22 protein-coding genes are annotated in these 22,040 nt (G+C 68.6%); 15 read left to right on the top strand and 7 right to left on the bottom strand.

Going from position 1 to position 22,040, the window contains the following annotated elements:
- Window positions 1-3 precede the first annotated feature (3 nt).
- The 3 genes from pbpC to AP428_RS19455 all read left to right on the top strand — a co-directional run bounded on the left by pbpC (window position 4) and on the right by AP428_RS19455 (window position 3,561).
- Entirely contained in the window at window positions 4-2,247 is a 2,244-nt protein-coding gene (gene pbpC / locus AP428_RS19465) for a penicillin-binding protein 1C (RefSeq protein ID WP_011547559.1), read from the top strand.
- A gap of 203 nt (window positions 2,248-2,450) precedes the next feature.
- On the top strand, window positions 2,451-2,738 hold the full coding sequence (locus AP428_RS19460; RefSeq protein WP_011547558.1) for a hypothetical protein: 288 nt from the start codon (window positions 2,451-2,453) through the stop codon (window positions 2,736-2,738).
- Between the two features lie 133 nt (window positions 2,739-2,871).
- A complete protein-coding gene (locus tag AP428_RS19455; RefSeq protein ID WP_011547557.1) occupies window positions 2,872-3,561 on the top strand; it encodes a hypothetical protein in 690 nt (229 codons plus the stop codon).
- A 29-nt stretch (window positions 3,562-3,590) separates the two neighbouring features.
- Here AP428_RS19455 and AP428_RS19450 read toward each other — a convergent pair whose 3' ends face one another.
- Window positions 3,591-4,112, bottom strand: a complete 522-nt coding sequence (locus AP428_RS19450; protein WP_011547556.1) for a GNAT family N-acetyltransferase — start codon at window positions 4,110-4,112, stop codon at window positions 3,591-3,593.
- Window positions 4,113-4,131: 19 nt separating this feature from the next.
- Complete coding sequence (locus tag AP428_RS19445) at window positions 4,132-5,379, bottom strand: multidrug effflux MFS transporter (RefSeq protein ID WP_006478871.1); 1,248 nt, start codon at window positions 5,377-5,379, stop codon at window positions 4,132-4,134.
- Window positions 5,380-5,676: 297 nt separating this feature from the next.
- Here AP428_RS19445 and AP428_RS19440 point away from each other — a divergent pair, with 297 nt between their 5' ends.
- Window positions 5,677-6,219, top strand: coding sequence for a hypothetical protein (locus AP428_RS19440; protein ID WP_011547555.1), 543 nt, complete (start codon window positions 5,677-5,679; stop codon window positions 6,217-6,219).
- A gap of 101 nt (window positions 6,220-6,320) precedes the next feature.
- Here the strand turns inward: AP428_RS19440 and AP428_RS19435 are convergent, their stop codons facing one another.
- Window positions 6,321-7,217, bottom strand: a complete 897-nt coding sequence (locus AP428_RS19435) for a glutamate/aspartate ABC transporter substrate-binding protein (protein ID WP_011547554.1) — start codon at window positions 7,215-7,217, stop codon at window positions 6,321-6,323.
- Between the two features lie 2 nt (window positions 7,218-7,219).
- On the opposite strand from AP428_RS19435, the gene AP428_RS37215 reads away from it, so the two are divergent.
- The 4 genes from AP428_RS37215 to mgtA all read left to right on the top strand — a co-directional run bounded on the left by AP428_RS37215 (window position 7,220) and on the right by mgtA (window position 12,778).
- The gene (locus AP428_RS37215; RefSeq protein ID WP_166488160.1) at window positions 7,220-7,642 is read left to right on the top strand and encodes a hypothetical protein; all 423 of its coding nucleotides are present in this window, start codon (window positions 7,220-7,222) and stop codon (window positions 7,640-7,642) included.
- The gene (locus AP428_RS19430; protein WP_011547553.1) at window positions 7,639-9,297 is read left to right on the top strand and encodes a S8 family peptidase; all 1,659 of its coding nucleotides are present in this window, start codon (window positions 7,639-7,641) and stop codon (window positions 9,295-9,297) included. Before AP428_RS37215 ends, AP428_RS19430 begins: the two co-directional genes overlap by 4 nt.
- Window positions 9,298-9,806: 509 nt before the next feature.
- Window positions 9,807-9,965, top strand: coding sequence for a hypothetical protein (locus AP428_RS37210; protein WP_171984318.1), 159 nt, complete (start codon window positions 9,807-9,809; stop codon window positions 9,963-9,965).
- 47 nt (window positions 9,966-10,012) lie between these two features.
- The gene (gene mgtA, locus AP428_RS19425; RefSeq protein ID WP_011547551.1) at window positions 10,013-12,778 is read left to right on the top strand and encodes a magnesium-translocating P-type ATPase; all 2,766 of its coding nucleotides are present in this window, start codon (window positions 10,013-10,015) and stop codon (window positions 12,776-12,778) included.
- Between the two features lie 114 nt (window positions 12,779-12,892).
- On the opposite strand, the gene AP428_RS19420 is transcribed toward mgtA, so the two are convergent.
- On the bottom strand, window positions 12,893-13,177 hold the full coding sequence (locus AP428_RS19420; protein WP_012339855.1) for a hypothetical protein: 285 nt from the start codon (window positions 13,175-13,177) through the stop codon (window positions 12,893-12,895).
- Window positions 13,178-13,248: 71 nt separating this feature from the next.
- Window positions 13,249-14,124: a LysR family transcriptional regulator gene (locus AP428_RS19415; protein ID WP_011547549.1), complete on the bottom strand. Its 876-nt coding sequence runs from the start codon at window positions 14,122-14,124 to the stop codon at window positions 13,249-13,251.
- A gap of 51 nt (window positions 14,125-14,175) precedes the next feature.
- Here AP428_RS19415 and AP428_RS19410 point away from each other — a divergent pair, with 51 nt between their 5' ends.
- The 6 genes from AP428_RS19410 (at window position 14,176) to AP428_RS19385 (ending at window position 18,591) form a co-directional block, all read left to right on the top strand.
- Complete coding sequence (locus AP428_RS19410; protein ID WP_034174745.1) at window positions 14,176-14,454, top strand: hypothetical protein; 279 nt, start codon at window positions 14,176-14,178, stop codon at window positions 14,452-14,454.
- A gap of 197 nt (window positions 14,455-14,651) precedes the next feature.
- Complete coding sequence (locus AP428_RS19405; protein WP_011547547.1) at window positions 14,652-15,734, top strand: serine hydrolase; 1,083 nt, start codon at window positions 14,652-14,654, stop codon at window positions 15,732-15,734.
- A gap of 44 nt (window positions 15,735-15,778) precedes the next feature.
- Window positions 15,779-16,012 carry a hypothetical protein gene (locus AP428_RS19400; protein ID WP_006478862.1) on the top strand — a complete coding sequence of 78 codons (234 nt, stop codon included), beginning with the start codon at window positions 15,779-15,781 and terminating at the stop codon, window positions 16,010-16,012.
- Between the two features lie 71 nt (window positions 16,013-16,083).
- On the top strand, window positions 16,084-16,539 hold the full coding sequence (locus AP428_RS19395; protein WP_011547546.1) for a MarR family winged helix-turn-helix transcriptional regulator: 456 nt from the start codon (window positions 16,084-16,086) through the stop codon (window positions 16,537-16,539).
- A gap of 64 nt (window positions 16,540-16,603) precedes the next feature.
- On the top strand, window positions 16,604-17,167 hold the full coding sequence (locus AP428_RS19390) for an isochorismatase family protein (protein WP_011547545.1): 564 nt from the start codon (window positions 16,604-16,606) through the stop codon (window positions 17,165-17,167).
- Window positions 17,164-18,591 (top strand): DHA2 family efflux MFS transporter permease subunit, encoded by a 1,428-nt coding sequence (locus AP428_RS19385; protein ID WP_011547544.1) that lies wholly within the window; start codon window positions 17,164-17,166, stop codon window positions 18,589-18,591. Before AP428_RS19390 ends, AP428_RS19385 begins: the two co-directional genes overlap by 4 nt.
- 64 nt (window positions 18,592-18,655) lie before the next feature.
- Here the strand turns inward: AP428_RS19385 and AP428_RS19380 are convergent, their stop codons facing one another.
- Complete coding sequence (locus tag AP428_RS19380; protein ID WP_011694768.1) at window positions 18,656-19,309, bottom strand: LysE family translocator; 654 nt, start codon at window positions 19,307-19,309, stop codon at window positions 18,656-18,658.
- A gap of 42 nt (window positions 19,310-19,351) precedes the next feature.
- On the opposite strand from AP428_RS19380, the gene AP428_RS19375 reads away from it, so the two are divergent.
- Window positions 19,352-20,227: a LysR substrate-binding domain-containing protein gene (locus tag AP428_RS19375; protein WP_011547542.1), complete on the top strand. Its 876-nt coding sequence runs from the start codon at window positions 19,352-19,354 to the stop codon at window positions 20,225-20,227.
- A 12-nt stretch (window positions 20,228-20,239) separates the two neighbouring features.
- On the opposite strand, the gene AP428_RS19370 is transcribed toward AP428_RS19375, so the two are convergent.
- Window positions 20,240-21,958: a SulP family inorganic anion transporter gene (locus AP428_RS19370; RefSeq protein WP_011694769.1), complete on the bottom strand. Its 1,719-nt coding sequence runs from the start codon at window positions 21,956-21,958 to the stop codon at window positions 20,240-20,242.
- Between the last annotated feature and the right edge of the window lie 82 nt (window positions 21,959-22,040).

Here is a 22,040-nt window from a genome sequence, read left to right as displayed (position 1 = left end):
GTGATGATCGATCTGGCTTTGCCGCGGCCGGCGCGTTTCGCCGGCCGCGTATTCGCCGCCGTCGTGCTGGCCGCGCCGCTCGTCGCGCATGCGCTGCCCGGCTACGACGACGTGCGCCGCAACTGGCGCAGCTCCGACTGGGTGCTGCTCGCGCGCGACGGCACGCCGCTGCAGCGCACGCGTGTCGACCTCGCCGAACGGCGCGGCGCCTGGGTGTCGCTCGCGGACGTATCGCCCGCGTTCCGCGAAGCGATCGTCGTGTCCGAGGACAAGCGCTTCTACGAACACAGCGGCGTCGACTGGCGCGGCATCGCCGGCGCCGCGTGGGGCAACCTGTGGAACGAGCGCACGCGCGGCGCGTCGACCGTCACGATGCAGCTCGCGGGCCTGCTCGGCGATTCGCCGCGCCGCTCGGGCCAGCGCTCGCTGCCGCAGAAGGCCACGCAGGCCGTGAACGCGCTGTGGCTCGAACGCAGCTGGCGCAAGGATCAGATCCTCGAGGCCTATCTGAACCTGGTGCCGTTTCGCGGCGAGACGATCGGGCTCGGCGCGCTGTCGCAGGTGCTGTTCGGCAAGGCGCCGTCGGGCCTCGACGCGCGCGAGGCCGCGATCGCCGCCGCCCTCGTGCGGGCACCCAACGCGGCCCCGGCGAAGATCGCCGAGCGCGCATGCCGAATCCTGCGCGACATGCAGGCCGGGCAGGCGTGCGCGTCGCTCGACGGCTACGTGCAGCTCGTCGTCGCGCGCCCAGCCAATACCGTACGCGACGACGGCGCCGCACTCGCCCCGCACTTCGCGCGGCGCATCGCGGCCGAGGTCAAGCCGGCGGCCGGCGCGCAGGTCCGCACGACGCTCGATGCGCCGCTGCAGCGCTTCGCACGCGACACGCTGATGCGCGCGCTGACCGAACTGAACGCGCCCGCGCACCGGCGCAACGTGCAGGACGGCGCGGTCGTCGTGATCGACAACGCGACCGGCGAGATCCGCGCATGGGTCGGCTCGTCGGGGGCGCTGTCGAGCGCGCGCGACGTCGATGCCGTGCTCGCGCCGCGCCAGGCCGGCTCGACGCTCAAGCCGTTCCTCTATGCGCAGGCGCTCGACGAGAAGCGGCTGACCGCCGCGTCGCTGCTCGACGATGCGCCGATCAACCTCGCCGCCGGCGGCGGCCTGTACATTCCGCAGAACTACGACAAGGATTTCAAGGGCTGGGTGAGCGTGCGCAGCGCGCTCGGCGGCTCGCTGAACGTGCCGGCCGTGCGCACGCTGGTGCTCGTCACGCCGCACCGTTTTGCGCGCACGCTGACCGCGCTCGGCCTGCCGCTCGCGCAGGAAGGCGATTACTACGGTTTCAGCCTTGCGCTCGGCAGTGCGGACGTCACACTGCTGTCGCTGACCAACGCCTACCGCGCGCTCGCGAACGGCGGCGTCGCACGCAAGGTCGTCGACCTGCCGGCCGCGGCACCGGCGCCCGCATCCGGCGCAGCGGCGCCCGCGCGGCCGGACGCGGGCACGCGCGTGTTCAGCGAAGCGGCCAGCTTCGTCGTCACCGACATCCTGTCCGACAACAATGCGCGTGTCCGTACGTTCGGCTTCGACAACCCGCTCGCGACGCGCTTCTTCTCCGCGGTCAAGACCGGCACGAGCAAGGACATGCGCGACAACTGGACGGTGGGCTTCACGTCGCGCTATACGGTCGGCGTGTGGGTCGGCAATGCGGACGGCTCGCCGATGTGGGACGTGTCGGGCGTCACGGGCGCGTCGCCCGTGTGGTCGGCCGTCGTCGGCTACCTGCATCGCGACCTGCCGAGCCGTGCGCCGCGCGCGCCGGCCGGCGTCGAGACGCGCCGGATCGCGTTCGAGCGCGATATCGAGCCGGCTCGCAACGAGTGGTTCATCGCGGGCACGGCGGTCGACACGATCCGGCTCGCGGCGCCCGTCACGCCGGGCAAGGACGGCGCGCGCGCGCCGCTGACGATCGGCGCGCCGACCGACGGCACGATCTTTGCGATCGACCCGGACATTCCGCCGAAGAACCAGCGGATCTGGTTCGAGCGCTCGGCCGGACGCGCGACGAAGTTCGCGTGGCGGCTCGACGACAAGGTGATCGGCCATGCCGATCGCGTCGCGTGGCTGCCGTGGCCGGGCCGGCACCGGCTCGAACTCGTCGACGCGCGCGGCAACGTCGCGGATGCGATCGGCTTCGAGGTGCGCGGCGCGTTCGCGAAGCCGGCCGCGCGCAAGCGCTGAGCGGGCGAGCCGGCCCGACTGGCCGGGCATATTTGCTTTCGGCGGCTGGGCGGAAAAGTCGAGTGCAGTCGCCCGATCCTTCAACCGGACCGGCCAAGCCGCAAATCGTTGTGGACGGGGTGAATTAGTTCGACAATACCGGGCACGCGCTGCATTCGGGCGCCGACGACGAACCGACGCAGGCCGATTCCCGACCGACAGCGATGACACCCGAAACCGAGCGGAAACTACTCCGGCATGGCGTACAGATCATCCCGCTCTTCTTGGGTCTGTATGCCGCCGACAGCCTGTGGGACGCGTATCGAAACGGCGGCATCCTGGAATGCCACCAGGCTCGCATGCACCCCATGACCTGCCGATGGATCACGCCGGACATGGGCGAGCACTTCCAGCGGCTGCTCGCCAGCCATTGGCACGTGCTCGGGCTCAGCATCCTGCTGAGCCTGTTGCTCGCTTACGTCATGGCGCCGGCCCGCCCCCCGCACCCATAACGCGTCTACCCGGCGGTACCCCGCCTACGACACACCGAACGGGCGAGCAGCACCGCGGTTCACGACATAGAATGACAGCAGCGCTGCATCCCCGACGCGCCCGGCTGCCTCATTCTCTCGATTGCCCGCGACCATGAACATTCGCCTTACGCGCTTCACCCGCCCCGCGCTGGGCGTCTTGTGCGTTGCAACGCTCGCCGCCCTCCAGGCCTGCAACGGCGATGCCTGTTTCGGCGTCGACGTGTGCTTCAACGACAACACGCAAACCGTCTCGCTATCGGGCACGGCCGCGACGGGCGACGCGCTCGCGAGCGCGCAGGTGGTGGTCAATTGCGCGGTTGGCTCGGCAACGACGCTGACGGACGGTGGCGGCAACTACCGTGTCACGCTCAACGCGGCGCTGCCGTGCGTCATCACCGTGGCGTCGGGCGGCGCGAGCCTGCATTCGCTCGCCTATGCGGGCGGCACCTTCAACACGACGCCCGAGACCGAGCTGATGCTCGTCTATCTCGCGGCGCAACTCGGGACGAACACGGCCGGGCTGATCGGCAATTTCCAGGGCAGCCTGCGCCATCAGCGGGCCATGAACAGCCCGGACACCGTGCAGGCCGCGCAATCGGCCGTGGTCACGAACCTGCAGCAGCGCTATGCGGTCACGCTCGCCGCGCCGGCATTCCTGACCACCTCGTTCGTGGTCGGGCAACCGGGCGTCGACGGCGATCTCGTTGCGCTGGCCAAGGCTGGGGCGATCGATTCGAACGGACTGCCGGACCCGGTTGCCGTGTCGCTGTTGCAGCAGGCAGGCGCCGCGCATCCGCTGTAAGCGCCGCGAGACGGGACGGGAAACGACCGTCAGGCGCCGCCTTCGCGCGCGTCGTCGGCCAGCAGCGCCCAGCGCTCGTGGTCGCGCCATTCGCCGCCGATGCGCAGATAGCGCGGCGAGAATCCCTCTTGCCTGAAACCGAGCCGCCGAACCAGCGCGATCGACGCATGATTGCCGGGTTGGATATTCGCTTCGAGCCGGTGCAGCCCGAGTTCGCCGAACGCGACGTCGATCGCCGCCCGCAACGCGTCCGTCATCAGCCCCTTGCGGCTGAACTCCGCCATTCCGTAGTACGCAAGATAAGCGCTCTGAAACACCCCGCCGACGATCTCGTTGAGATTCACCACGCCGACCACCGCGCCCGATGCCCGCTCGCGCGCGATGAATCCCACGTTCGGGCCCGTCAGGCAGCGGGCGAACCATTGATCGAAGCCGGCCTGGTCGATGAACGAATCGACCCACGGCAGATGATGGCTCCGGCTCGCGCGGTTGGCGTCGATCAGGTCGGCGGCGTCGGAGCGGGCGACGCGCTTCAGCAGAATCCGGTTCATGAGTCGGTCGGCAGGCGGCTTACGCCGCCTCCCCGCTCCCGCACACCACCGGCGCCGCCTGCTGCCGCGACAGATACCGCAGCAGCTTCGTCACCATCCACACGACGATGAACGACAACGCGACGAAGAACACCGCCAGCGGCGTCAGCACGTGAATCGACACGAAGCCGGCGAGGCCCATCATGGCGGACGACACGAGCAGCAGCGCACAGCCGAGGATCGCGCTCGTCAGGCCGGCGATATGCGGAAACAGCGAATTGCCCTTGGCCATCAGCGTCGGGTACATCGCGCCCGCGCAGAAACCCATCACGAGCACCGGCGTCGCGAGCGTCCACACGCGCAGGCCGACGGTCAGCGCCAGCACCAGCATCGCGACCGACGCGCCCGCCATCACGCGCGCGCCGATCCGCAGCCGTTGCTCGGCGCTCGGCAGCCCGCGGCCGTGAATCCGGTTCGACAGGCCGCCGAGGAAATACATGAGGCCGATGCCGAGCGCGAGATAACCGAAGAAGGTCGGCGGCTTGTGCAGCGTGGTCTGCACCATGAACGGTCCGACGATGTTGAACACCAGCAGGATGCTGTAGCACAGCCCCTGTGCGAGAAAGCAGCTCTGGAACACCGGGCTGGCCAGCACCTTGCCCGCGTTCGCCATCAGCGTGCGCGGCTCGAGATGCACCGGCTTCGGCAAGGTTTCGCGGTAGCGCCACAGCAGCGCCCACATCGCCAGCGAGTAGACCAGCAGGAACACCAGGCACGCGCGCCAGCCGAACCATTCCTGCAGGTGCGCACCGATCACCGGCGCGATGATCGGCGCCAGCCCCCACGCGATCGACATGTACGTGAACGCGTGCATCAACGCCTGGCCGGAGAACGAATCGGTGATGATCGCCTTCGCCAGCAGGTTGGTGGTCGCGATTCCGAAGCCCTGCAGGCAGCGCGCCAGCACGAACGTCTCGAGGTTCGGTGCGCCGAGCGACAGCAGGCAGCCGATCGTGTAGATCACGAGCCCGAACGCGAGCACGCGCTTGCGGCCATATGCGTCGGCGATCGGCCCGAAGATCAGCTGGCCCAGTGCGTAGGCCGCCATGTAGCCGGACACGCTCGACTGGATCGCCTGCGGCGTGGTCGCGAACGAACGTGCCATGTCGGGCAGCGCGGGCACGTAGATGTCGATCGCGAGCTGGCCGGCGGATGCGAACAGGCAGATCAGGAACAGCAGGAAGCGCGGCGAATTCGACTCGCGCGCGGGAGTGAGCGTGGCGTTCATGACGACTGGGGAAGGAGGTCCGGCAGCAGTGCCGCACCGTCAATGTTCGGATGTCGAACATGCGTGCGGTGGTGGCGAATTCCGTATTGTGCCTGTTGTTGCACCGGGCGACAGGATGCCCCTGGCACGGGCGAGGTTGAATGCCGATGGCGGCCCGTTCCGACATGCGCCGATCGGGCCCGCCGGCGGCGGTTTTAATGCTGATTTAAGCCAACGGCCGCATCGTCTCGGATGGCTCACTCCGTGAGCCACACGTCATTGTTGATTCGATCAGTCTCGTTTGATGGAGATACGAAGATGCGATTCCGTTCGTATATGGCGGCGGGCGCGCTGATGCTGGCGCCCGTGTTCGCCCTGGCCGGGCAGGCCGGCGCGCCGGCCGTCGCCCAACCGATGTTCGTCAATGTCGACGGGCAGGCCGTGCCCGTGAAAGCCGAAACGCGCGTCGTCCAGACGGCCGTCGGCCCGATGAAGGTCAGCACGTGGAGCTGGCACAGCCCGCAAGGCGGCGCGAGCTTCGAGATGCAGACGTCGTCGGGCGGCCTGCCGCCCGCGGCAGCGTTACGGCAAATGCAGGTTGCACAGTACCGGATGCAGGCGGCGCAGGCCCAGATGGTCGCGATGCAGCAGCAGATGATGGCGCTCCAGCACATCGCGCTCGCCAACGCATTCGCGATGCCGATGCCGCAGCCCGTCGGATTCGCGATGGCGCCGTGGGCCATGCCGGAACCGGTCGTCGTGATCGTGCCGGTGCAACCTTCGGCGCGTTCGATGGCGCCCGCTCCCGCCCCGGCGGCGCCGGCACGGCCGGCCGCGCGCGGGCCTGAAATCAAGGCCTGACGCGCACGCTCGACGCACGAGCGAGCGGGGCCGCAAAGCGAAACCGCCGGCATGTGCCGGCGGTTTTTCATGGGTGGCACGATATCGCCACGACGCGGTGCTCAGTACTGCGCCTGATCCGTCGGATTCTTGAACAGCTGCTTCATCTCCGCCGACAGCGGATAGTTGAGGCTCACGCCCTTCGGTGGAATCGGCCGCATGAACCACTGGTCGTACAGCTTCTCGGCCGCACCCGAGGTCTGCATCTTCGCGATCACGCCGTCGACGACGCGCTTGAACGCCGGATCGTCCCTGCGCATCATGCACGCATAGTTTTCGTGAACGAGCGGCGTGCCCGCGACCGTGTACGCACCCGGATTGCGGTCCTTCGCGATCTCGCCGTACAGCAGCGGCTCGTCCATCACGAACGCCACCGCGCGCCCGGTCGTGACGTTCATGAACGCTTCGGCGTGATCCTTCGCGCTGATGATCGTCATGTTCATCGCCTTCTCTTCGTTGAGCTTGCGCAGCAGGCGCTCGTCCGACGTGCCGGCCGTCGTCGCGACCGTCTTGCCGGCCAGGTCCGCGAAGTCCTTCACGCCCGAATCCTTGCGCGTGCTGAAACGGATGCCGTAGAGAAAAATGCTGTTCGAGAACGCGGCCTGCCTTTGCCGTTCGAGCGTATTCGTCGTCGAGCCGCATTCGAAGTCGATCGTCCCGTTCTGCAACAGCGGAATGCGGTTCTGCGACGTGATCGGGATTTCCTTCACCGCGAGGTTCGGCAGGTTCAGCTCCGTCTTCAACTGGTCGATGACGCGCGACGCGATGTCCCGCGAGTAGCCGATGTTCTTCTGCTGGTTGTCCGAATACGAGAAAGGCACCGACGACTCGCGAATGCCCAGCGACACGACACCCGTGTCCTTGATCTTCTTCAGCGTACCGGTAAGGGCCTGCGCGTGCGCGGCGCCGGCCAGCGCACAGGCCAGCGCGACGGCGAGACAACGGAAACGGCGATCCATGCATGTCTCCTGACGAAACGTTGATCGAATCGCGATCCTACGCCCGACAATATTCGCGTCACATCAGGGCAAGCGTAAGCAACCTTCCGCCCGAGCTCGATCCTGAAAGATGTTTTCCGTGCCGCGCAAACCGGGCCGCGCCACGCGGTTCGCCCGACCGCGCCGCGCACGGCCTCGGCCGTGCCATCTGTGCCGGTCGTTCCAAACGCGCGTTCATGCTGCGACGCACCAACGGAATCGTTTGCGGCACCCCCTGTTTTTCTCGCGAAACGCACTCAAGAAGCCGCCGCGCACGCCGTTACCCAGTGCATGGCGCGTCGCAGCAACCCGCTGCAACCGTCAGACAAAAACACAAGGTCCGGCTCAGCCGGATCGGCGCCACCGCCGGCACGACGGTTATCTACGAGGATCAAGTTTCAACATGAGAGCCAAACGTTTCAATTTCGCGCTGGCGCGCCCCGCACATGCGCGCATGCTCGCCGGCATGCTGTCCGCCGCCGCCCTCCTGCCCCTCGCCGGTTGCGGCGGAGGCGGCGGCGACGGCAGCAACCCGTCTTCGTCCAACGCATCGCCCGCACCGACACCCGCTCCGACGCCGGCTCCCACGCCCGCGCCGACCACCCCGCCCGCGTCGTCCGGCGGCAATGCGTGCACGTCGCAGCAGGCCGCCGTGCAGATGGCCGCGCAGACCGCGCCGGCCGAGCCGCCGGTCGATCACCTCATCGTCAAGCTGAAAACGCTGGCGGCCACGCGCGCGATGGCGGCCATCGACAGCGGCTCGCGACTCGACGCGGTGATCCAGCGCGCGATGACGCGCTGGACGGCGCCGGTGACCGGCAGCGCACGCGCGTACGCGAGCACGGTCGCGCAAACGCCGGTGAACGTGCAGGTCGAGCGCACGATCTCGAACGGCGCGGCCGTGCTGTCGCTCGGCCAGCGCATGGACGCCACCGATGCCGCCGCGCTCGCGCAGGCGTTCGCGGCTGACAGCGATGTCGACTACGCGGAACCGGATCACCCGATGCAGATCCGCGACACGCCGAGCGACCCGCTCTACAACCAGCAGTGGTACCTGTCCGACCCGGCCGCCGGCATCGACCTGCCGCCCGCATGGAACGTGACCAAGGGGTCGCCGACCGTCGTCACGGCCGTGCTCGACACCGGCTACCGGCCACACGGCGACCTCGTCGGCAATCTGATCCAGCAAGGCTACAGCTTCATCAGCAACGTCAACACCAGCAACAACGGCCTGACGCGCGGCCCGGACGCCACCGATCCGGGCGACTGGGTCACGCAGCAGGAACTCGACAACGCCAACGGCCCGTACTATCACTGCGCCAGCCAGCCGAGCAACAGCAGCTGGCACGGCACGCGCGTGATGGGCGTGATCGGCGCGACCGCCAACAACGGCACCGGCGTCGCCGGCGTCTCGTGGCTCAGCCGGATCCTGCCGGTGCGCGTGCTCGGCAAGTGCGGCGGCGTGACGAGCGACATCGCCGACGGCATGCGCTGGGCAGCCGGCATTCCCGTCAACGGCGTGCCGAACAATCCGAACCCCGCGAAGATCATCAACCTGAGCCTCGGCGGGGTCGGCGCATGCAGCACGACGTTCCAGCAGGCGATCGACGACGTGACCGCGAAAGGCGTGACCGTGGTCGTCGCGGCCGGCAACGACGGCCTGTCGACCGGGCTCGACCAGCCCGCGAACTGCCGCGGCGTGATCACCGTCGGCGCGACCGACGCGACGGGCCGCCGCGCATCGTTCAGCAATTTCGGCGCCGATGTCGCGCTGAGCGCACCGGGCGTCAACGTCCTGTCGACGTCGAACACCGGCACGACGACGCCGGGCTCGGACACCTATGGCCCCGCGAACGGCACCAGCCTCGCAGCGCCGCAGGTGACGGGCGTCGCCGCGCTGATGCTGTCGGTGAACGGCAACCTCACACCCGCGCAGATCCTGCAGAAGCTGCAAGGCGGCACGCGCGCGGCGAAGCTGGCCGCCGGCACGTCGTGCACCGCGCTGCCGGCAGGCTCGGGCATCCTCGATGCGGGGGCCGCCGTCGCGACCGCGAACCAGTAACCGGCACCTCGTTCGACGCGGCCGCGCGCCTGCCGACATCGCAGGCGCGCGGCTGTTTCATGACGGGCTATCGAGTGCGACTGCACACGCGCGCCGACTCGATCACGCATCTCGAAATAACGCCTGACAAAAGGGTTGACGCTTCGCACAGCGAGCCATTACCATCGCCCCCGTCTAGTTACATGGAGTGTTCTGTGAACACCGATGCGAGTTGTAGTTGGTGCCTGGCCAACTTGACTGCTGCCTGAGGAAAACGCGCAGAGCCTCGTCTTCTGCCGCATCCCGGGAAGCAGGATGCGGCGCCCTTCCGGCCTGACCACGGGCCAGATCTCCCGCCGAATTTTCGATGTTGTCGAATGCACGCGACGCGCCGTCGCGCGTGTGCGTTCGTGTTGCGCGCGGCGCCAGCCGCGTGCGCTCTCCGTTCGCGTGCCGTCCGGCCGCGCGCCTCGTTGCGCGCGCCGTTGCCGATCGCCCGCGCCGATTCTCCGCAACCGACAGGAGTGCAGATGAACTCAGACGACAGTAGTCGATTACCGCTCGCCGGTGCGACGCTGCGCATCGACACGCCGTGCGCATCCTGCGCGCCGGCGAGCGTTCCCGCCTTTACCGATCCACAGCCGATCGCGCCTGACGCGACGCGGCGGGGAGCGTTCGTGCGTCGATGACGTCACGGCCGCTCCCCGCCCGCCGCCTCGTGCGCAAGGAGCGACTCATGACGACACGACACAACACCTCGCACAAGAAACAGCGCGGCTTCATCAAGGCCGGCGCCGGCCAGCAGAACGACCCGCGCATCATGCGCGCCGCACAGGAAGCGGCCCGCCCGCTCGAAGACACGCTGAAGTCGCTGCACACCAGCACGCGCGGCCTCACCTACGACCAGGCCGCCGGCCGCCTGCAGCACGACGGCCCGAACGAAATCGCGCACGACAAGCCGCCGCACTGGACCCGCCAGTTGCTGCTGTCGTTCCACAACCCGTTCGTCTACGTGCTGCTGGTGCTGGCCGCCATCAGCTTCTTCACCGACGTCTACTTCGCGGCGCCCGACGATCGCGACTACGTCGGCATGACGATCCTGCTGACGATGGTCACGATCAGCGCGCTGCTGCGCTTCGTGCAGGAATTCCGGTCGCTGCGCGCGGCCGAGAAGCTCAAGGCGATGGTCCGCACGACCGCGACCGTGCAGCGCGCCATGACCGACACGTCGGAACCGACGCGCCGCGAGGTGCCGATGCGCGAAGTCGTGACCGGCGACATCGTGCATCTTTCCGCCGGCGACATGATCCCCGCCGACGTGCGGCTGCTCGCGTCGCGCGACCTGTTCATCAGCCAGGCCGTGCTGACCGGCGAGGCGCTGCCCGTCGAGAAGTACGACACGCTCGGCGCGGTGGCCGGCAAATCCGCGGGCACGCACGCGGCCGGCGCGGCCAACGGCGCACCGGCATCGCTGCTCGATCTCGAGAACGTCTGCTTCATGGGCACCAACGTCGTCAGCGGCACGGCGACGGCCGTCGTCGTCGCGACCGGCGAAGACACGTACTTCGGCTCGCTCGCGCGCAACGTCGTGAGCCACAAGCGTATCGAGACGAGCTTCGACCGCGGTGTCGCGAGCGTCAGCTGGCTGCTGATCAAGTTCATGTTCGTGATGGTGCCGATCGTATTCATGATCAACGGGCTGACCAAGGGCGACTGGCTGAGCGCACTCACGTTCGCGCTCGCGGTGGCCGTGGGCCTCACGCCCGAGATGCTGCCGATGATCGTCAGCGCGAACCTCGCGCGCGGCGCGGTCGCGATGGCGCGCCGCAAGGTCGTCGTCAAGCGGCTGAACTCGGTGCAGAACTTCGGCGCGATGGACGTGCTGTGTACCGACAAGACCGGCACGCTCACGCAAGACAAGATCATCCTCGAACACCACCTCGACCTGTCCGGCCACAAAAACGAGGACATCCTGCGGCTCGGCTGGCTGAACAGCTTCCACCAGAGCGGCCAGAAGAACCTGATCGACATCGCGGTCGTCGCGCGCGCCGACGAGATCGGCGAACGCGTGAAGCCGCAGGGCTACAAGAAAATCGACGAACTGCCGTTCGATTTCGTGCGGCGCCGCCTGTCGGTCGTCGTCGAGGATACGCGCGGCACGCACCTGCTGATCTGCAAGGGCGCGGTCGAGGAAATGCTGGCCGTCTCCACGCACGTGCAGGATGAGGACGGCGTGCGTCCGCTCGACTTCGTGGCCCGCAAGCGGCTGCTCGAACAGGCCACCGCGTACAACGAGGACGGCTTCCGCGTGCTCGTGCTCGCGACGCGCACGATCCCGCGCGGCGACGAACGCGCGCAATACCGCACCGCCGACGAACACGATCTCGTCGTGCGCGGCTTCCTGACCTTCCTCGATCCGCCGAAGGAATCGGCCGCGCCGGCGCTCGCCGCGCTGCGCGAGAACGGCGTCGCGGTGAAGGTGCTGACGGGCGACAACCCGACCGTCACGATGAAGGTGTGCCGCCAGGTCGGCCTCGAACCCGGCAAACCGATGCTCGGTACGGAAATCGAAGTGCTCGACGATGCGACGCTCGCGCAGGTGGTCGAACGCACGACCGTGTTCGCGAAGCTCACGCCGCTGCAGAAGGCGCGCATCGTCAAGGCGCTGCAGGCGAACGGCCACACGGTCGGCTTCCTCGGCGACGGCATCAACGATGCGCCCGCGCTGCGCGACGCGGACGTCGGCATCTCGGTCGACAGCGGCGCCGACATCGCGAAGGAAACCGCCGACATCATCCTGCTCGAAAAGAGCCTGATGGTGCTGGAGGAAGGCGTGATCAAGGGCCGCGAGACGTTCGGCAACATCCTGAAGTACCTGAACATGACGGCCAGCTCCAACTTCGGCAACGTGTTCTCGGTGCTCGTCGCCAGCGCGTTCCTGCCGTGGGAGCCGATGCTCGCGACGCAGCTGCTCGTGCTGAACCTGATCTACGACACGTCGCAGATGCTGCTGCCGTGGGACAAGATGGATCCCGAGTTCCTGAAGAAGCCGCGCAAGTGGGAAGCCGGCAACATCAGCCGCTTCATGCTGTGGGTCGGGCCGACGTCGTCGGTGTTCGACATCACGACGTACATCCTGATGTGGACCGTGTTCGGTGCGGGCGCGCTGTATCACCTGAACGGCGGCGCGAGCGGCCAGATCGTGATGAACTCGGGCTGGTTCATCGAGAGCCTCGTGTCGCAGACGCTCGTCGTGCATCTGCTGCGCACGCAGAAGATCCCGTTCCTGCAGAGCACGGCGTCGCTGCCGGTGCTACTGTCGACCTTCACCGCGATCGCGATCGGCTGCTGGCTGCCGTTCTCGCCGTTCGCGGAGGCGATCGGCTTCATGCACCTGCCCGGCACCTACTGGCTGTGGCTCGCCGCGACGATGGTCGGCTACATCGTGCTCGCGCAGATCGTCAAGACGATCTACGTGCGCCGCTACAAGCAGTGGTTCTGATGGCGCGCGGATGACGATGCGCCGGCCCGTGCTCGCGAACGCCGAGCGGGCCGGCGCGGCGTGCGCATCGAGCCACGCCCATGCAACGGGCCGCATCAGCGGCCCGTTTTTCATTCATTGAGCGTCGTTCGCGCCGAACAACTGCGCGCACACCGTGCGCCCTTCGTCGGTCAGCGCGGCGCTGCCGGTACCGTCCTCGTTCAGCGTCGTTACGCTCAGGCCGGCGGCGTCGAGTTGCGTCAGCACGCGGCGCAGCGTGCTCATCGGCAGTTGCGCGCGCTTCGCGATCTTCGGCAGCGACCACGTCTTGCCGGCCGGATCGCTGGCGGCTTCGTTCAGCGTCGCGAGCGTGGCGACGAGTGCGGGATCGAGCGGGGATTCGTCGGTGTCGGAAGTCATCGGTTCGGGTTCGTCGGCCGGCGTCGCACCGGCATGCAGGGAGAAAACGCTCGCGGACACTATACCCCGCGTCACGCGCCCTTGAGCGCGCTGCGCATGAACGACACGAAACGCGCGGTGACGGGATCGTCGCGATCGGACAGCCACGCGAGCCCCACGCGCCACTTCGCGTCACGGCCGTCGAGCGGCAGCACTGTCGCATCGCGCAACAGGTACCGCGCGCTCGACGGGATGAACGCGACGCCGACGCCGGCCGCGACCGAGGTCAGCACCGACTGCACGTCTTCCGCCTGCTGCATCACGTGCGGCACGAAGCGGCGCTCGACGCACCATCGGTCGATCTGCGCAGCCAGCCCCGGGCCGCGCGCACGCTGCAACGCGATGAAGCCGATCTCGTTGAGCACGTCGAGGTTGGCCGGCACGCGCTTGAAGCCCAGGTGCGGCGGTACGGCAAGCCCGAGCGCTTCGTCGATCACCTTGAACGACGACAAGCCGTCGTCCGACGGCAGACGCAGGAAACCGGCGTCGAGCTTGCCGGCACGCAGCCGGCGCGTCTGTTCGGACGACGACAGGTCGCTCAGCGTCACCGCGATACCCGGATTGCAACGGCGGAATTCGGCGATCAGCTTCGGCACGAGCGTCAGCACGGACAGGCAGATGCCGAGCCGCAAATGCCCGCGCTGGCCACTGGTCGCTTCCCGTGCACGCGCCAGGATTTCGTCGGCATCGCGCACGAGCGCCTGCGCGTCGGGCAGGAAGCGTTCGCCGAACGGCGTCAGCTCCGCGCCATGCCGGCCGCGCTCGAACAGCTTGCCGCCGAGGCTTGCTTCCAGCGCGCCGATCTGCTTGCTGAGCGCAGGCTGGCTCATGTGCAGCGCATCGGCCGCGCGGCTGAAATGGCACAGCTCGGTGACCGTCAGGAACGTGCGCAGCAGTTTCAGTTCCATTCTTTAACGGAATCGTAACGATTGAAATATTCATTTTACCGATCGAACGCAATGGCGTTCAATACGGACATGCCCTTCCCGGAATTCACCTTCATGTCCCTCGATCCAGCGGCCGACTGCGTGGCCGAATCACCATGCGATGTCGCGGGTGCAAACGCATGCGCCGGTGCCGCCGATACCCGCGCGCCGAAACGTCGTGTCGAACGCACGGACGGGCGCAGCCGCCGCTTTCGCTTCGGCGATGCGCTGGAAGACGCGCCGCCACGCGCGATGACGGGTTCGATCGCAATCAGTTTCGCGGTCGTGTCGCGGCGGAACTGGCCGCGCTGAACTGCGCACCCGCCCGCCTTTCTCCCCACCCGCACCGCTGCCCGGCAGCGCGAAAACGACCGGAATCCTCCCGTATCACGCATCATTGCGCGTCATCCGATCGTCATCGCCGCGCGATCGACCGTATAATTTCCCGCACCCGCCGACCGCCCACGCATTCCGCGCAGCCGCATCGCGCGTGAAAAGGAGACTTTCGCTTGACCGGCCTCATCGCGCGCCTGCCTCGCGCCCGGACCACCCTGATCCTCGTCCTGTCGTTCCTGCTGCTCGCATTCGCCACGAACGCGTCCGCGCAGCGCGTGCAGCCGCATCGCACCGCCCATGCGCAACCGCATGCCCATACGAAGGCCGTCAAGAAGAAGCCCCATCGCAAGAAAAAGGCCGTCAAGCATCGCCGCTCGCGCGTGACGCATCAGGCAGCCAAACGCCACGCGGCACCCGCGCCGCAGCCGCGGCGCGCGAAACGCACGACCGCCGTGCGGCCACGCCCGCCCGCGAAACCGAAATTGCTCGCCAGTTGCGGCTACACCCCCCGCGCGGTCGGTTCGCTGCATTCGCGCGCGGCCTACGTGCTCGACGTCGATTCCGGCACCCCGCTGCTGGCGCGCAACGCACGCACCGTGCGGCCGATCGCCTCGATCTCGAAACTGATGACGGCCGTCGTCGCGCGCGATGCCGATCGTCCGCTGAACGGCGTGCTGCGCGTGACCGCGCGCGATCGCGACACGATCAAGTTCACCGGTTCGCGCCTGCAGGTCGGCTCGGAACTGTCGCGCCGCGAGATGTTCCATATCGCGCTGATGTCGTCGGAGAACCGCGCGGCCGCCGCGCTGAGCCGCGACTATCCGGGCGGGCGCGCCGCGTTCGTCAAGGCGATGAACCGCGAAGCGCGCCGGCTCGGTATGCGACATACGCACTTCCGTGAGCCGACCGGCCTGTCGCCGCACAACGTGTCGACGGCGGAAGATCTCGCGCGGCTCGTCGGCGCGGCCGCGCAAGATCCGCTGATCCGCTATTTCTCGACCGATCTGTCGACCACCGTGCGCCCCGGCGACGGTGAACTCGTGTACGTGAATTCCGACCCGCTCGTACGCTACCGCCGCCTGCCGATCCGGCTGCAGAAAACCGGCTTCATCAACGAATCGGGGCACGGCGTCGTGATGCGCATGCGCGTGAAAGGCCGCCGGGAAACGGTCGTGCTGCTCGGCGCGGCGACGCGTGCCGGCGTATCGAGCGACGCAATCAAAATCCATCGCTGGCTGTCCTGTTCGATCCAGTAGACGGACACGGGCAGCCGGCGAGCTCACGCGACGGGAGCGACGCCATGCAGGACGAATACCGCTTCAACGCGTTCGGTCGGCTGCTCGCCGTGGTGCGCACGGACGGTCGCTGGGCCGTGTTCGATCTCGGCGCCGAAGGCAAGCGGCGCCCGGCCAATCTGCAGATTCCGTCCTCGCTCAGCGCGGACGAACTTGGCCAGTACCTCGGCGATCTGCTGCACGAAAACGCGACTCCGCGATACAGCGAAGTCGTACCGGTCGCGCATCGACGCACGTAATCGCACCGGGCAGCGCCACCAGCCGGCGATCAATTCGACAGTTAAACTTGCAAGTTTAACTGTCGTGTTCTATGATTGGCCGCATGAACCCGCCACGCAAACCCGGCGTTTCCGCCGAAACCGTCGCCGCCGACCTGACCCTCGCGGTCGGCCAGCTCATCCGCCGGCTGCGCTCCGAGGTCGATTCGGAAGGACTCGGCATGTCGCAGACGAGCGCGCTCGCGCGGCTCGAACGGCACGGGCCGATGACGACCGCCGATCTCGCGCGCGCCGAAGCGATGAAGCCGCAATCGATGAAGACGATTCTCGCGAGCCTCGAGGAAGACGCACTCGTCGAGCGCGAGCCCCATCCGACCGACGGCCGCCAGATCCTGTTCAAACTCACCGCCGCCGGCCTCGCCGCGCGGCGCAAGCGCAACGCCGCGAAACACCAGTGGCTTGGCGCCGCGATCGAGAAACTCGATCCGCAAGACATCGACACGCTCGCCGCGGCCATCCCGCTGATCCGCCGCATCGGCGAGCAATGAACCCGGCCGGCGCGCCGCGCTGCATGCGCGCCGGCTTTCCTTGCCCTTTTCCCCGGAGCCCATCATGAGCGCAACGCGTCTCGACACGAACACGGCGCTGGTCGTCATCGACCTGCAGAAAGGCATCGTCGCCCTCCCCACCGCGCACCCGGTCGCGCCGGTGATCGCCCGCACCCGCGAACTGCTCGACGCGTTCCGCAGCCGCGGCCTGCCAGTCGTGCTGGTCAACGTCGCGGGCGGCGCACCGGGCCGCACCGAGCAAGCGCCGCGCACCGCGCAGCTTCCGGCCGACTGGACCGAACTCGTGCCCGAACTGAACCGCCAGCCAGGCGACCACGTCGTGACGAAGCGGACCTGGGGCGCCTTCACCGGCACCGGTCTCGACGCACACCTGAAGGCAGCCGGTGTCACGCAGATCGTGCTGACCGGCGTCGCGACGAGCATCGGCGTCGAATCGACCGCGCGGCAGGCCTACGAGCTCGGCTACAACGTGACGCTCGCCGTCGACGCGATGACCGACCTCAACGCGGATGCGCACGTCAACAGCATCGAGCGACTGTTCCCGCGCCTCGGCGAGACCGGTACGACGCAGGACATCGTCGCGCTGCTCGACCGGCGCGGCGCGTGAGCGACCCACGCATCCAGCCGGCGCCGGGCCGCGCGGCCGGCCGGCTCGACCCGTCGATCTGGAAAGTCAGCGCGGTCGCGACGCTCGGTTCGCTGCTGTCGCAGCTCGACGCGACGATCGTCAACGTGTCGCTGTCGAGCCTCGCGACCGATCTGCATGCCAGCCTGGCGACGATCCAGTGGGTGACGAGCGGCTACCTGCTCGCGCTGACGCTGGTGCTGCCGCTGAGCGGCTGGCTCGTCGATCGCATCGGCGCGAAGGCGCTGTACCTGTGGTGCTTCTCGGCGTTCACGCTTACGTCGGCGCTGTGCGGGCTCGCATGGTCCGCGCCGTCGCTGATCGTGTTCCGCGTGTTGCAAGGCGTCAGCGGCGGCTTGCTCGCGCCGATGGCGCAGATGATGATCGCGCGCGTCGCCGGTCGGCAGATGGCGCGCGTGATCGGCTATGCGGCGGTGCCGGTGCTGCTCGCGCCGATCCTCGGCCCGGTCGTGGCCGGCGCGATCCTGCAGCACGCGTCGTGGCGCTGGCTGTTTCTGGTGAACCTGCCCGTCGGCGCGCTCGCGCTCGCACTGGCCGCGCGCTTCCTGCCTGGCGACCGGGACGATGCGCCGCGGCGCGCACTCGACTGGATCGGCCTCGCGTTGCTGTCGCCGGGCCTCGTGCTGTTCCTGTACGGCGTCGAGCGGATCGGCTCGGTGCCCGGCATCGCGGCGGTCGCGGGTTCGGCGCTGCTGCTCGTCGCGTTCCTGCGCGTCGAGCGCCGCCAGCGCGAACATGCGCTGATCGATCTCGCGCTGTTTCGCTCGCGCGTGTTCGGTGCGGCAGCCGGCACGCAGTTCCTGTCGAACGGCGCGCTGTATGCAGGCCAGATGCTGATTCCGGTGTTCCTGATCCAGGCATGCGGGCGCTCGCCGGGCGAGATGGGCTGGCTGCTCGCGCCGCTCGGGCTCGGCATGCTCGTCACCTATCCGTCGATGGGCGCGCTGACGAGCCGGTTCGGCGTACGCCGGCTGGCCGCCGCCGGTGCGTTGCTCGCACTCGTCGCCACGCTGCCGCTCGTGTTCCTCGCGCTGACCGGCTACGATCCGCGCGTGCTCGTCCCGGCGCTGTTTCTGCGCGGCATGGGCCAGAGTGCGATCGGCGCGCCGTCGATCGCCGCCGCGTATGCATCGGTCGAACGCCGCGACCTGCCGATGGCGACCACGTCGCTCAATATCGTGCAGCGGCTCGGCGGCCCGACGTTCACCACGCTATGCACGCTGTTCCTCGCGTGGCGGCTGCAGGCCGAAGCGGCGTCGGTCGGCGGCACGCCGGCCGTCGCGTATGCATGGGCGTTCGGCCTGCTGTGCGCGCTGCATGCGGCGAGCTTCGCGACGACGCTGCGGCTGCCGTTGCGCTCGGCCGGTGCAGGCGGCGGCGACTGACGAACCGGCAACGCACCGGCCGGTTCGCGCCGAACCCGGGCGGCGCCGCGTGCGCGGCCTCCCGCTACGGCAGCCACATCGGCACGATCGACGCCACCAGCAGCACGCCGAGCCCCGCATTCAGGCAGCGCCACTGCCGCTCCGTGCGCAACACGCGTGCGAACAGCAGCCCGGCGAAACACCACAGCGACAACGACGCCATCGCCGCCACGCCGAATGCAAAACCGAGCAGCACGCCGAGCCGCGCCGGCCCCGACGCGAGCGCCGCAAACGACGCGGCCGCACCGAGCGTCATCGCCCAGCCTTTCGGGTTGTGCCACAGCATCCACACGCCGCTGACGAACCCTTGCGGCCGGTGCACGTCGACATCGAGGCGCGGCTTGCCGCCACGACCGATGCGTAACGCCAGCCATATCAGGTACGCCGAGCCGACCGCCTTCATCACGAGCTGCAACGCGGGCAGCGCGAGCAGCACACTGCCGAGCCCGGCGGCGGCCGCCGCCGCCATCGACGCCAGGCCCGCGGCGATGCCTGCCATCAGCGGCAGCGAACGCCGATAGCCGAAATGGGCGCCCGATGCGGTCGCCAGCGTCGTCGCGCCACCCGGCGTCACGGTGGACACGATCACGAACAGCAGCAGCGGCAGATAGTCGTGAAGCGGCACGAGGGCTCCCGGTCGTCGTGATCGAAGCCCCGTTTTTACCTGCGATTCTTGCATTACGACAGCGAAACATTTTGATGCCTGTCATTAGCGGTCATAATGCGACGCATGACACGCAATCTCGACCTCGCGCTGCTGCGCGCATTCGTCTCGGTCGCCGATCATCGCAGCATGACGGCGGCCGGCCACGCGCTGCACCTGACGCAAGGCGCGATCAGCCAGCAGGTTGCGCGGCTCGAAATGCTGTCCGGCCCGCTGTTCGTCCGCGAGCATCGCAACCTGCTGCTGACGGCGGCCGGCGAGCGGCTGCTCGAACAGGCGCGACGGCTGCTCGCCGCCCACGATGCGCTGCTCGCCGAGCTGACCGCCGGCGCGGTGGAAGGCACGGTACGTGTCGGTGCGCCGCAGGATCTGGTCGGCACCTGTCTCGCGCCGATCCTGAAAAGCTATACCCACGCGCATCCGCGGGTCGCGCTCACGCTCGTGTGCGCGGCGTCGCCGGAGCTGCGGCGCGGGCTCACGCACGGCAACCTGGACGTCGCGCTGATCGAGGCCCCGGTCGGGTCGTCGCGCGGCGAGTGCATCGCCGTCGACCGGCTGGTCTGGGTCGGCGCGAAAGGCGGCACCGCGCACCGGCACTCGCCGCTGCCGGTATCGATGGTCGCGCAGACCTGCGCATTCCGCCCGACGGTGCTCGACGCACTGCGCGGCTGCGATCGCCCGTGGCGCACCGTGTTCGAGAACGGCAGTTTCGATGCCACGGCCGCGACCGTGCGCGCCGATCTCGCCGTGACCGTCTGGCTCGCGTCCACCGTGCCGCCCGACCTCGAGATCCTGCCGGCCGGCGGCGGCCTGCCCGCCCTGCCGAATTTCTCGATCAACCTGCATGTGCCGCGCGGCCAGCACACGCCGGCCGCGACGGAACTGGCCCGCTACCTGCGCAACGGTTTCGCGCGCCTGCGCGCGCTCGCGTAGCGCCGCATCGCGCTACACCGTGCCCGGCTCCTGCGGCGCGGGCGTCGTGCCCGCCGCCTCCAGCGCCTGATGCAGCGTGGCGAAGATGCACGACGCGCCGACCACCTCGGTGATCCCGTGACGATCCATGTCCGCACGCAGATAGCGGTTCACGCGCCCGAACAGCACGCCGATCCCGCGCGCATGCAGCGCCCTGACGAGATCGGCCAAGGTCCGCGCGGCCGAATAGTCGACATCGGTGATCGCGCCCGCGTCGACGACGAACCAGCGCGGCGGCAACGGTGCCGCGTCGACGAGTTCGGTCACTTCGGCAGCGAACAGGTGATCGTTCGCGAAGAACAGGTCGGCGCCGAACCGGTAGACGATCAGCCCCGGCGCCGTCATCGCGCCGCGCCGGGTCGGCACCGGCTGCCAGCGCCCGTTGCCGGCGACCGGTTCGAGCACCATCGTGTGCGGCTGGTAGCTGTGGCGCACGTGCCGCATCAGCGACAGCGCGACGGCCAGCAGGATGCCCTGCTCGACGCCGACCGTCACGACGGCCGCGGCCGTGATCAGCGCAAGCGTGAATTCGCCGGGGCTTTCCTCGCGGATCGCCGCGAGGCTGCGCACGTTGATCAGCCCGAGCGCGATCGTGAACACGATGCCGGCCAGCACCGCATGCGGCAGATACTGCAAATACGGGCTGAAGAACAGCAGCACGACGGCGACGACGACAGCGAACGCGAGATGGCCGATCTGGCTGCGCACGCCCGCGCCATCGGCCATCGCCGTCTGCGTCGGGCTGCCGTTGACGACGAACGCGCCGCCGAGCGCCGCCGCCGCGTTCGCGGCCGCGAGCCCGAGGATGTCGGCGTTGGTGTCGACGTCCTCGCCGTACTGCTGCGCGAACACCCGCGCGGCGGCCGCGCTCTGCGCGATGATCATCACGAAGCACGAAGCGGCGACCGGCACGAGATCGAGGAACTGCTGCCACGTGACCGACGGCCAGCGCAGCGGCGGCAGGCCGCCCGCCACGGGCCCGAGCACCGCGATGCCGTGCGCGGCGAAGCCGAACGCCGCGCTCGCGGCGATGCTGCCCGCCACCGCGATCATCGGCATCGGCACCCGCGGCAGAAACCGCTTGCACGCGAGAATCGCGCCGACGACGAGCGCCGCGAGCGCGAGCGTCGGCCGGTGCGCATGAACCAGGTGCGTGACGACGTAGTCGAGTTGCGCGAGGCTGCGCGACGCCGGGTACGGCACGGACAAACCGAGCATGTCGCCGAGCATCGCGATCGATACCTGCACGCCGACGCCGGCGAGGAAGCCGACCAGCACCGTGCGCGACAGGAAATCGGCGAGAAAACCGAGCTTGAAGATGCGTGCGAGCAGCAGCATCGCGGCGGTCAGCAACGCGACCATGCCGGCCAGCGCCGCATAGTCGGCGCTGCCGGCCGGCGCCATCGACGACAGCCGGCTCGCGAAAATCGTCGCGGTCGCGGAATCGGCGGCGACCACGAGATGGCGCGACGCGCCGAAGCACGCGAACGCAACGAGCGGCAGGAACACCGTATAGAGCCCCGTAACGGCCGGCATGCCGGCGATGCGCGCGTAGCCGAGCACCTGCGGGATGTCCATCGACGCGAGCGACATGCCCGCGAAGATGTCGCGCATCGCCGCCGCCCGGCGGACCGGGAGGATGCCTTTCAGCAGCCGCACGCGTGACGAACGGCTTTCGTTGGAATCTTGCATAGGTGAAATGCGTGAGGTCGAGTGGCGGGGGCCACGAACGGGTGCGCGACGGTGTCGCCTGTCGCTCACCGTCGCCGGACGG

It is taken from the genome of Burkholderia sp. E168m22 (assembly GCF_001319805.1).
GTDB classification, from domain to species: domain Bacteria; phylum Pseudomonadota; class Gammaproteobacteria; order Burkholderiales; family Burkholderiaceae; genus Burkholderia; species Burkholderia orbicola.
Note: the sequence above shows the minus strand (reverse complement) of the source record. Positions and strands in the feature narration are given on the sequence as shown.

Excerpts from the sequence above, each read along its gene's own strand:
- AP428_RS19415 (WP_011547549.1), bottom strand. The coding sequence starts at position 14,124 with ATGGAACTGAAACTGCTGCGCACGTTCCTGACGGTCACCGAGCTGTGC.
- AP428_RS19460 (WP_011547558.1), top strand. The coding sequence starts at position 2,451 with ATGACACCCGAAACCGAGCGGAAACTACTCCGGCATGGCGTACAGATC.
- AP428_RS19455 (WP_011547557.1), top strand. The coding sequence starts at position 2,872 with ATGAACATTCGCCTTACGCGCTTCACCCGCCCCGCGCTGGGCGTCTTG.
- AP428_RS37210 (WP_171984318.1), top strand. The coding sequence starts at position 9,807 with ATGAACTCAGACGACAGTAGTCGATTACCGCTCGCCGGTGCGACGCTG.
- AP428_RS19400 (WP_006478862.1), top strand. The coding sequence starts at position 15,779 with ATGCAGGACGAATACCGCTTCAACGCGTTCGGTCGGCTGCTCGCCGTG.
- AP428_RS19370 (WP_011694769.1), bottom strand. The coding sequence starts at position 21,958 with ATGCAAGATTCCAACGAAAGCCGTTCGTCACGCGTGCGGCTGCTGAAA.
- mgtA (WP_011547551.1), top strand. The coding sequence starts at position 10,013 with ATGACGACACGACACAACACCTCGCACAAGAAACAGCGCGGCTTCATC.
- AP428_RS37215 (WP_166488160.1), top strand. The coding sequence starts at position 7,220 with ATGTCTCCTGACGAAACGTTGATCGAATCGCGATCCTACGCCCGACAA.
- AP428_RS19395 (WP_011547546.1), top strand. The coding sequence starts at position 16,084 with ATGATTGGCCGCATGAACCCGCCACGCAAACCCGGCGTTTCCGCCGAA.
- AP428_RS19430 (WP_011547553.1), top strand. The coding sequence starts at position 7,639 with ATGAGAGCCAAACGTTTCAATTTCGCGCTGGCGCGCCCCGCACATGCG.
- AP428_RS19435 (WP_011547554.1), bottom strand. The coding sequence starts at position 7,217 with ATGGATCGCCGTTTCCGTTGTCTCGCCGTCGCGCTGGCCTGTGCGCTG.
- AP428_RS19410 (WP_034174745.1), top strand. The coding sequence starts at position 14,176 with ATGGCGTTCAATACGGACATGCCCTTCCCGGAATTCACCTTCATGTCC.
- AP428_RS19440 (WP_011547555.1), top strand. The coding sequence starts at position 5,677 with ATGCGATTCCGTTCGTATATGGCGGCGGGCGCGCTGATGCTGGCGCCC.
- AP428_RS19450 (WP_011547556.1), bottom strand. The coding sequence starts at position 4,112 with ATGAACCGGATTCTGCTGAAGCGCGTCGCCCGCTCCGACGCCGCCGAC.
- AP428_RS19445 (WP_006478871.1), bottom strand. The coding sequence starts at position 5,379 with ATGAACGCCACGCTCACTCCCGCGCGCGAGTCGAATTCGCCGCGCTTC.
- AP428_RS19420 (WP_012339855.1), bottom strand. The coding sequence starts at position 13,177 with ATGACTTCCGACACCGACGAATCCCCGCTCGATCCCGCACTCGTCGCC.
- pbpC (WP_011547559.1), top strand. The coding sequence starts at position 4 with ATGATCGATCTGGCTTTGCCGCGGCCGGCGCGTTTCGCCGGCCGCGTA.
- AP428_RS19390 (WP_011547545.1), top strand. The coding sequence starts at position 16,604 with ATGAGCGCAACGCGTCTCGACACGAACACGGCGCTGGTCGTCATCGAC.
- AP428_RS19375 (WP_011547542.1), top strand. The coding sequence starts at position 19,352 with ATGCGACGCATGACACGCAATCTCGACCTCGCGCTGCTGCGCGCATTC.
- AP428_RS19380 (WP_011694768.1), bottom strand. The coding sequence starts at position 19,309 with ATGCAAGAATCGCAGGTAAAAACGGGGCTTCGATCACGACGACCGGGA.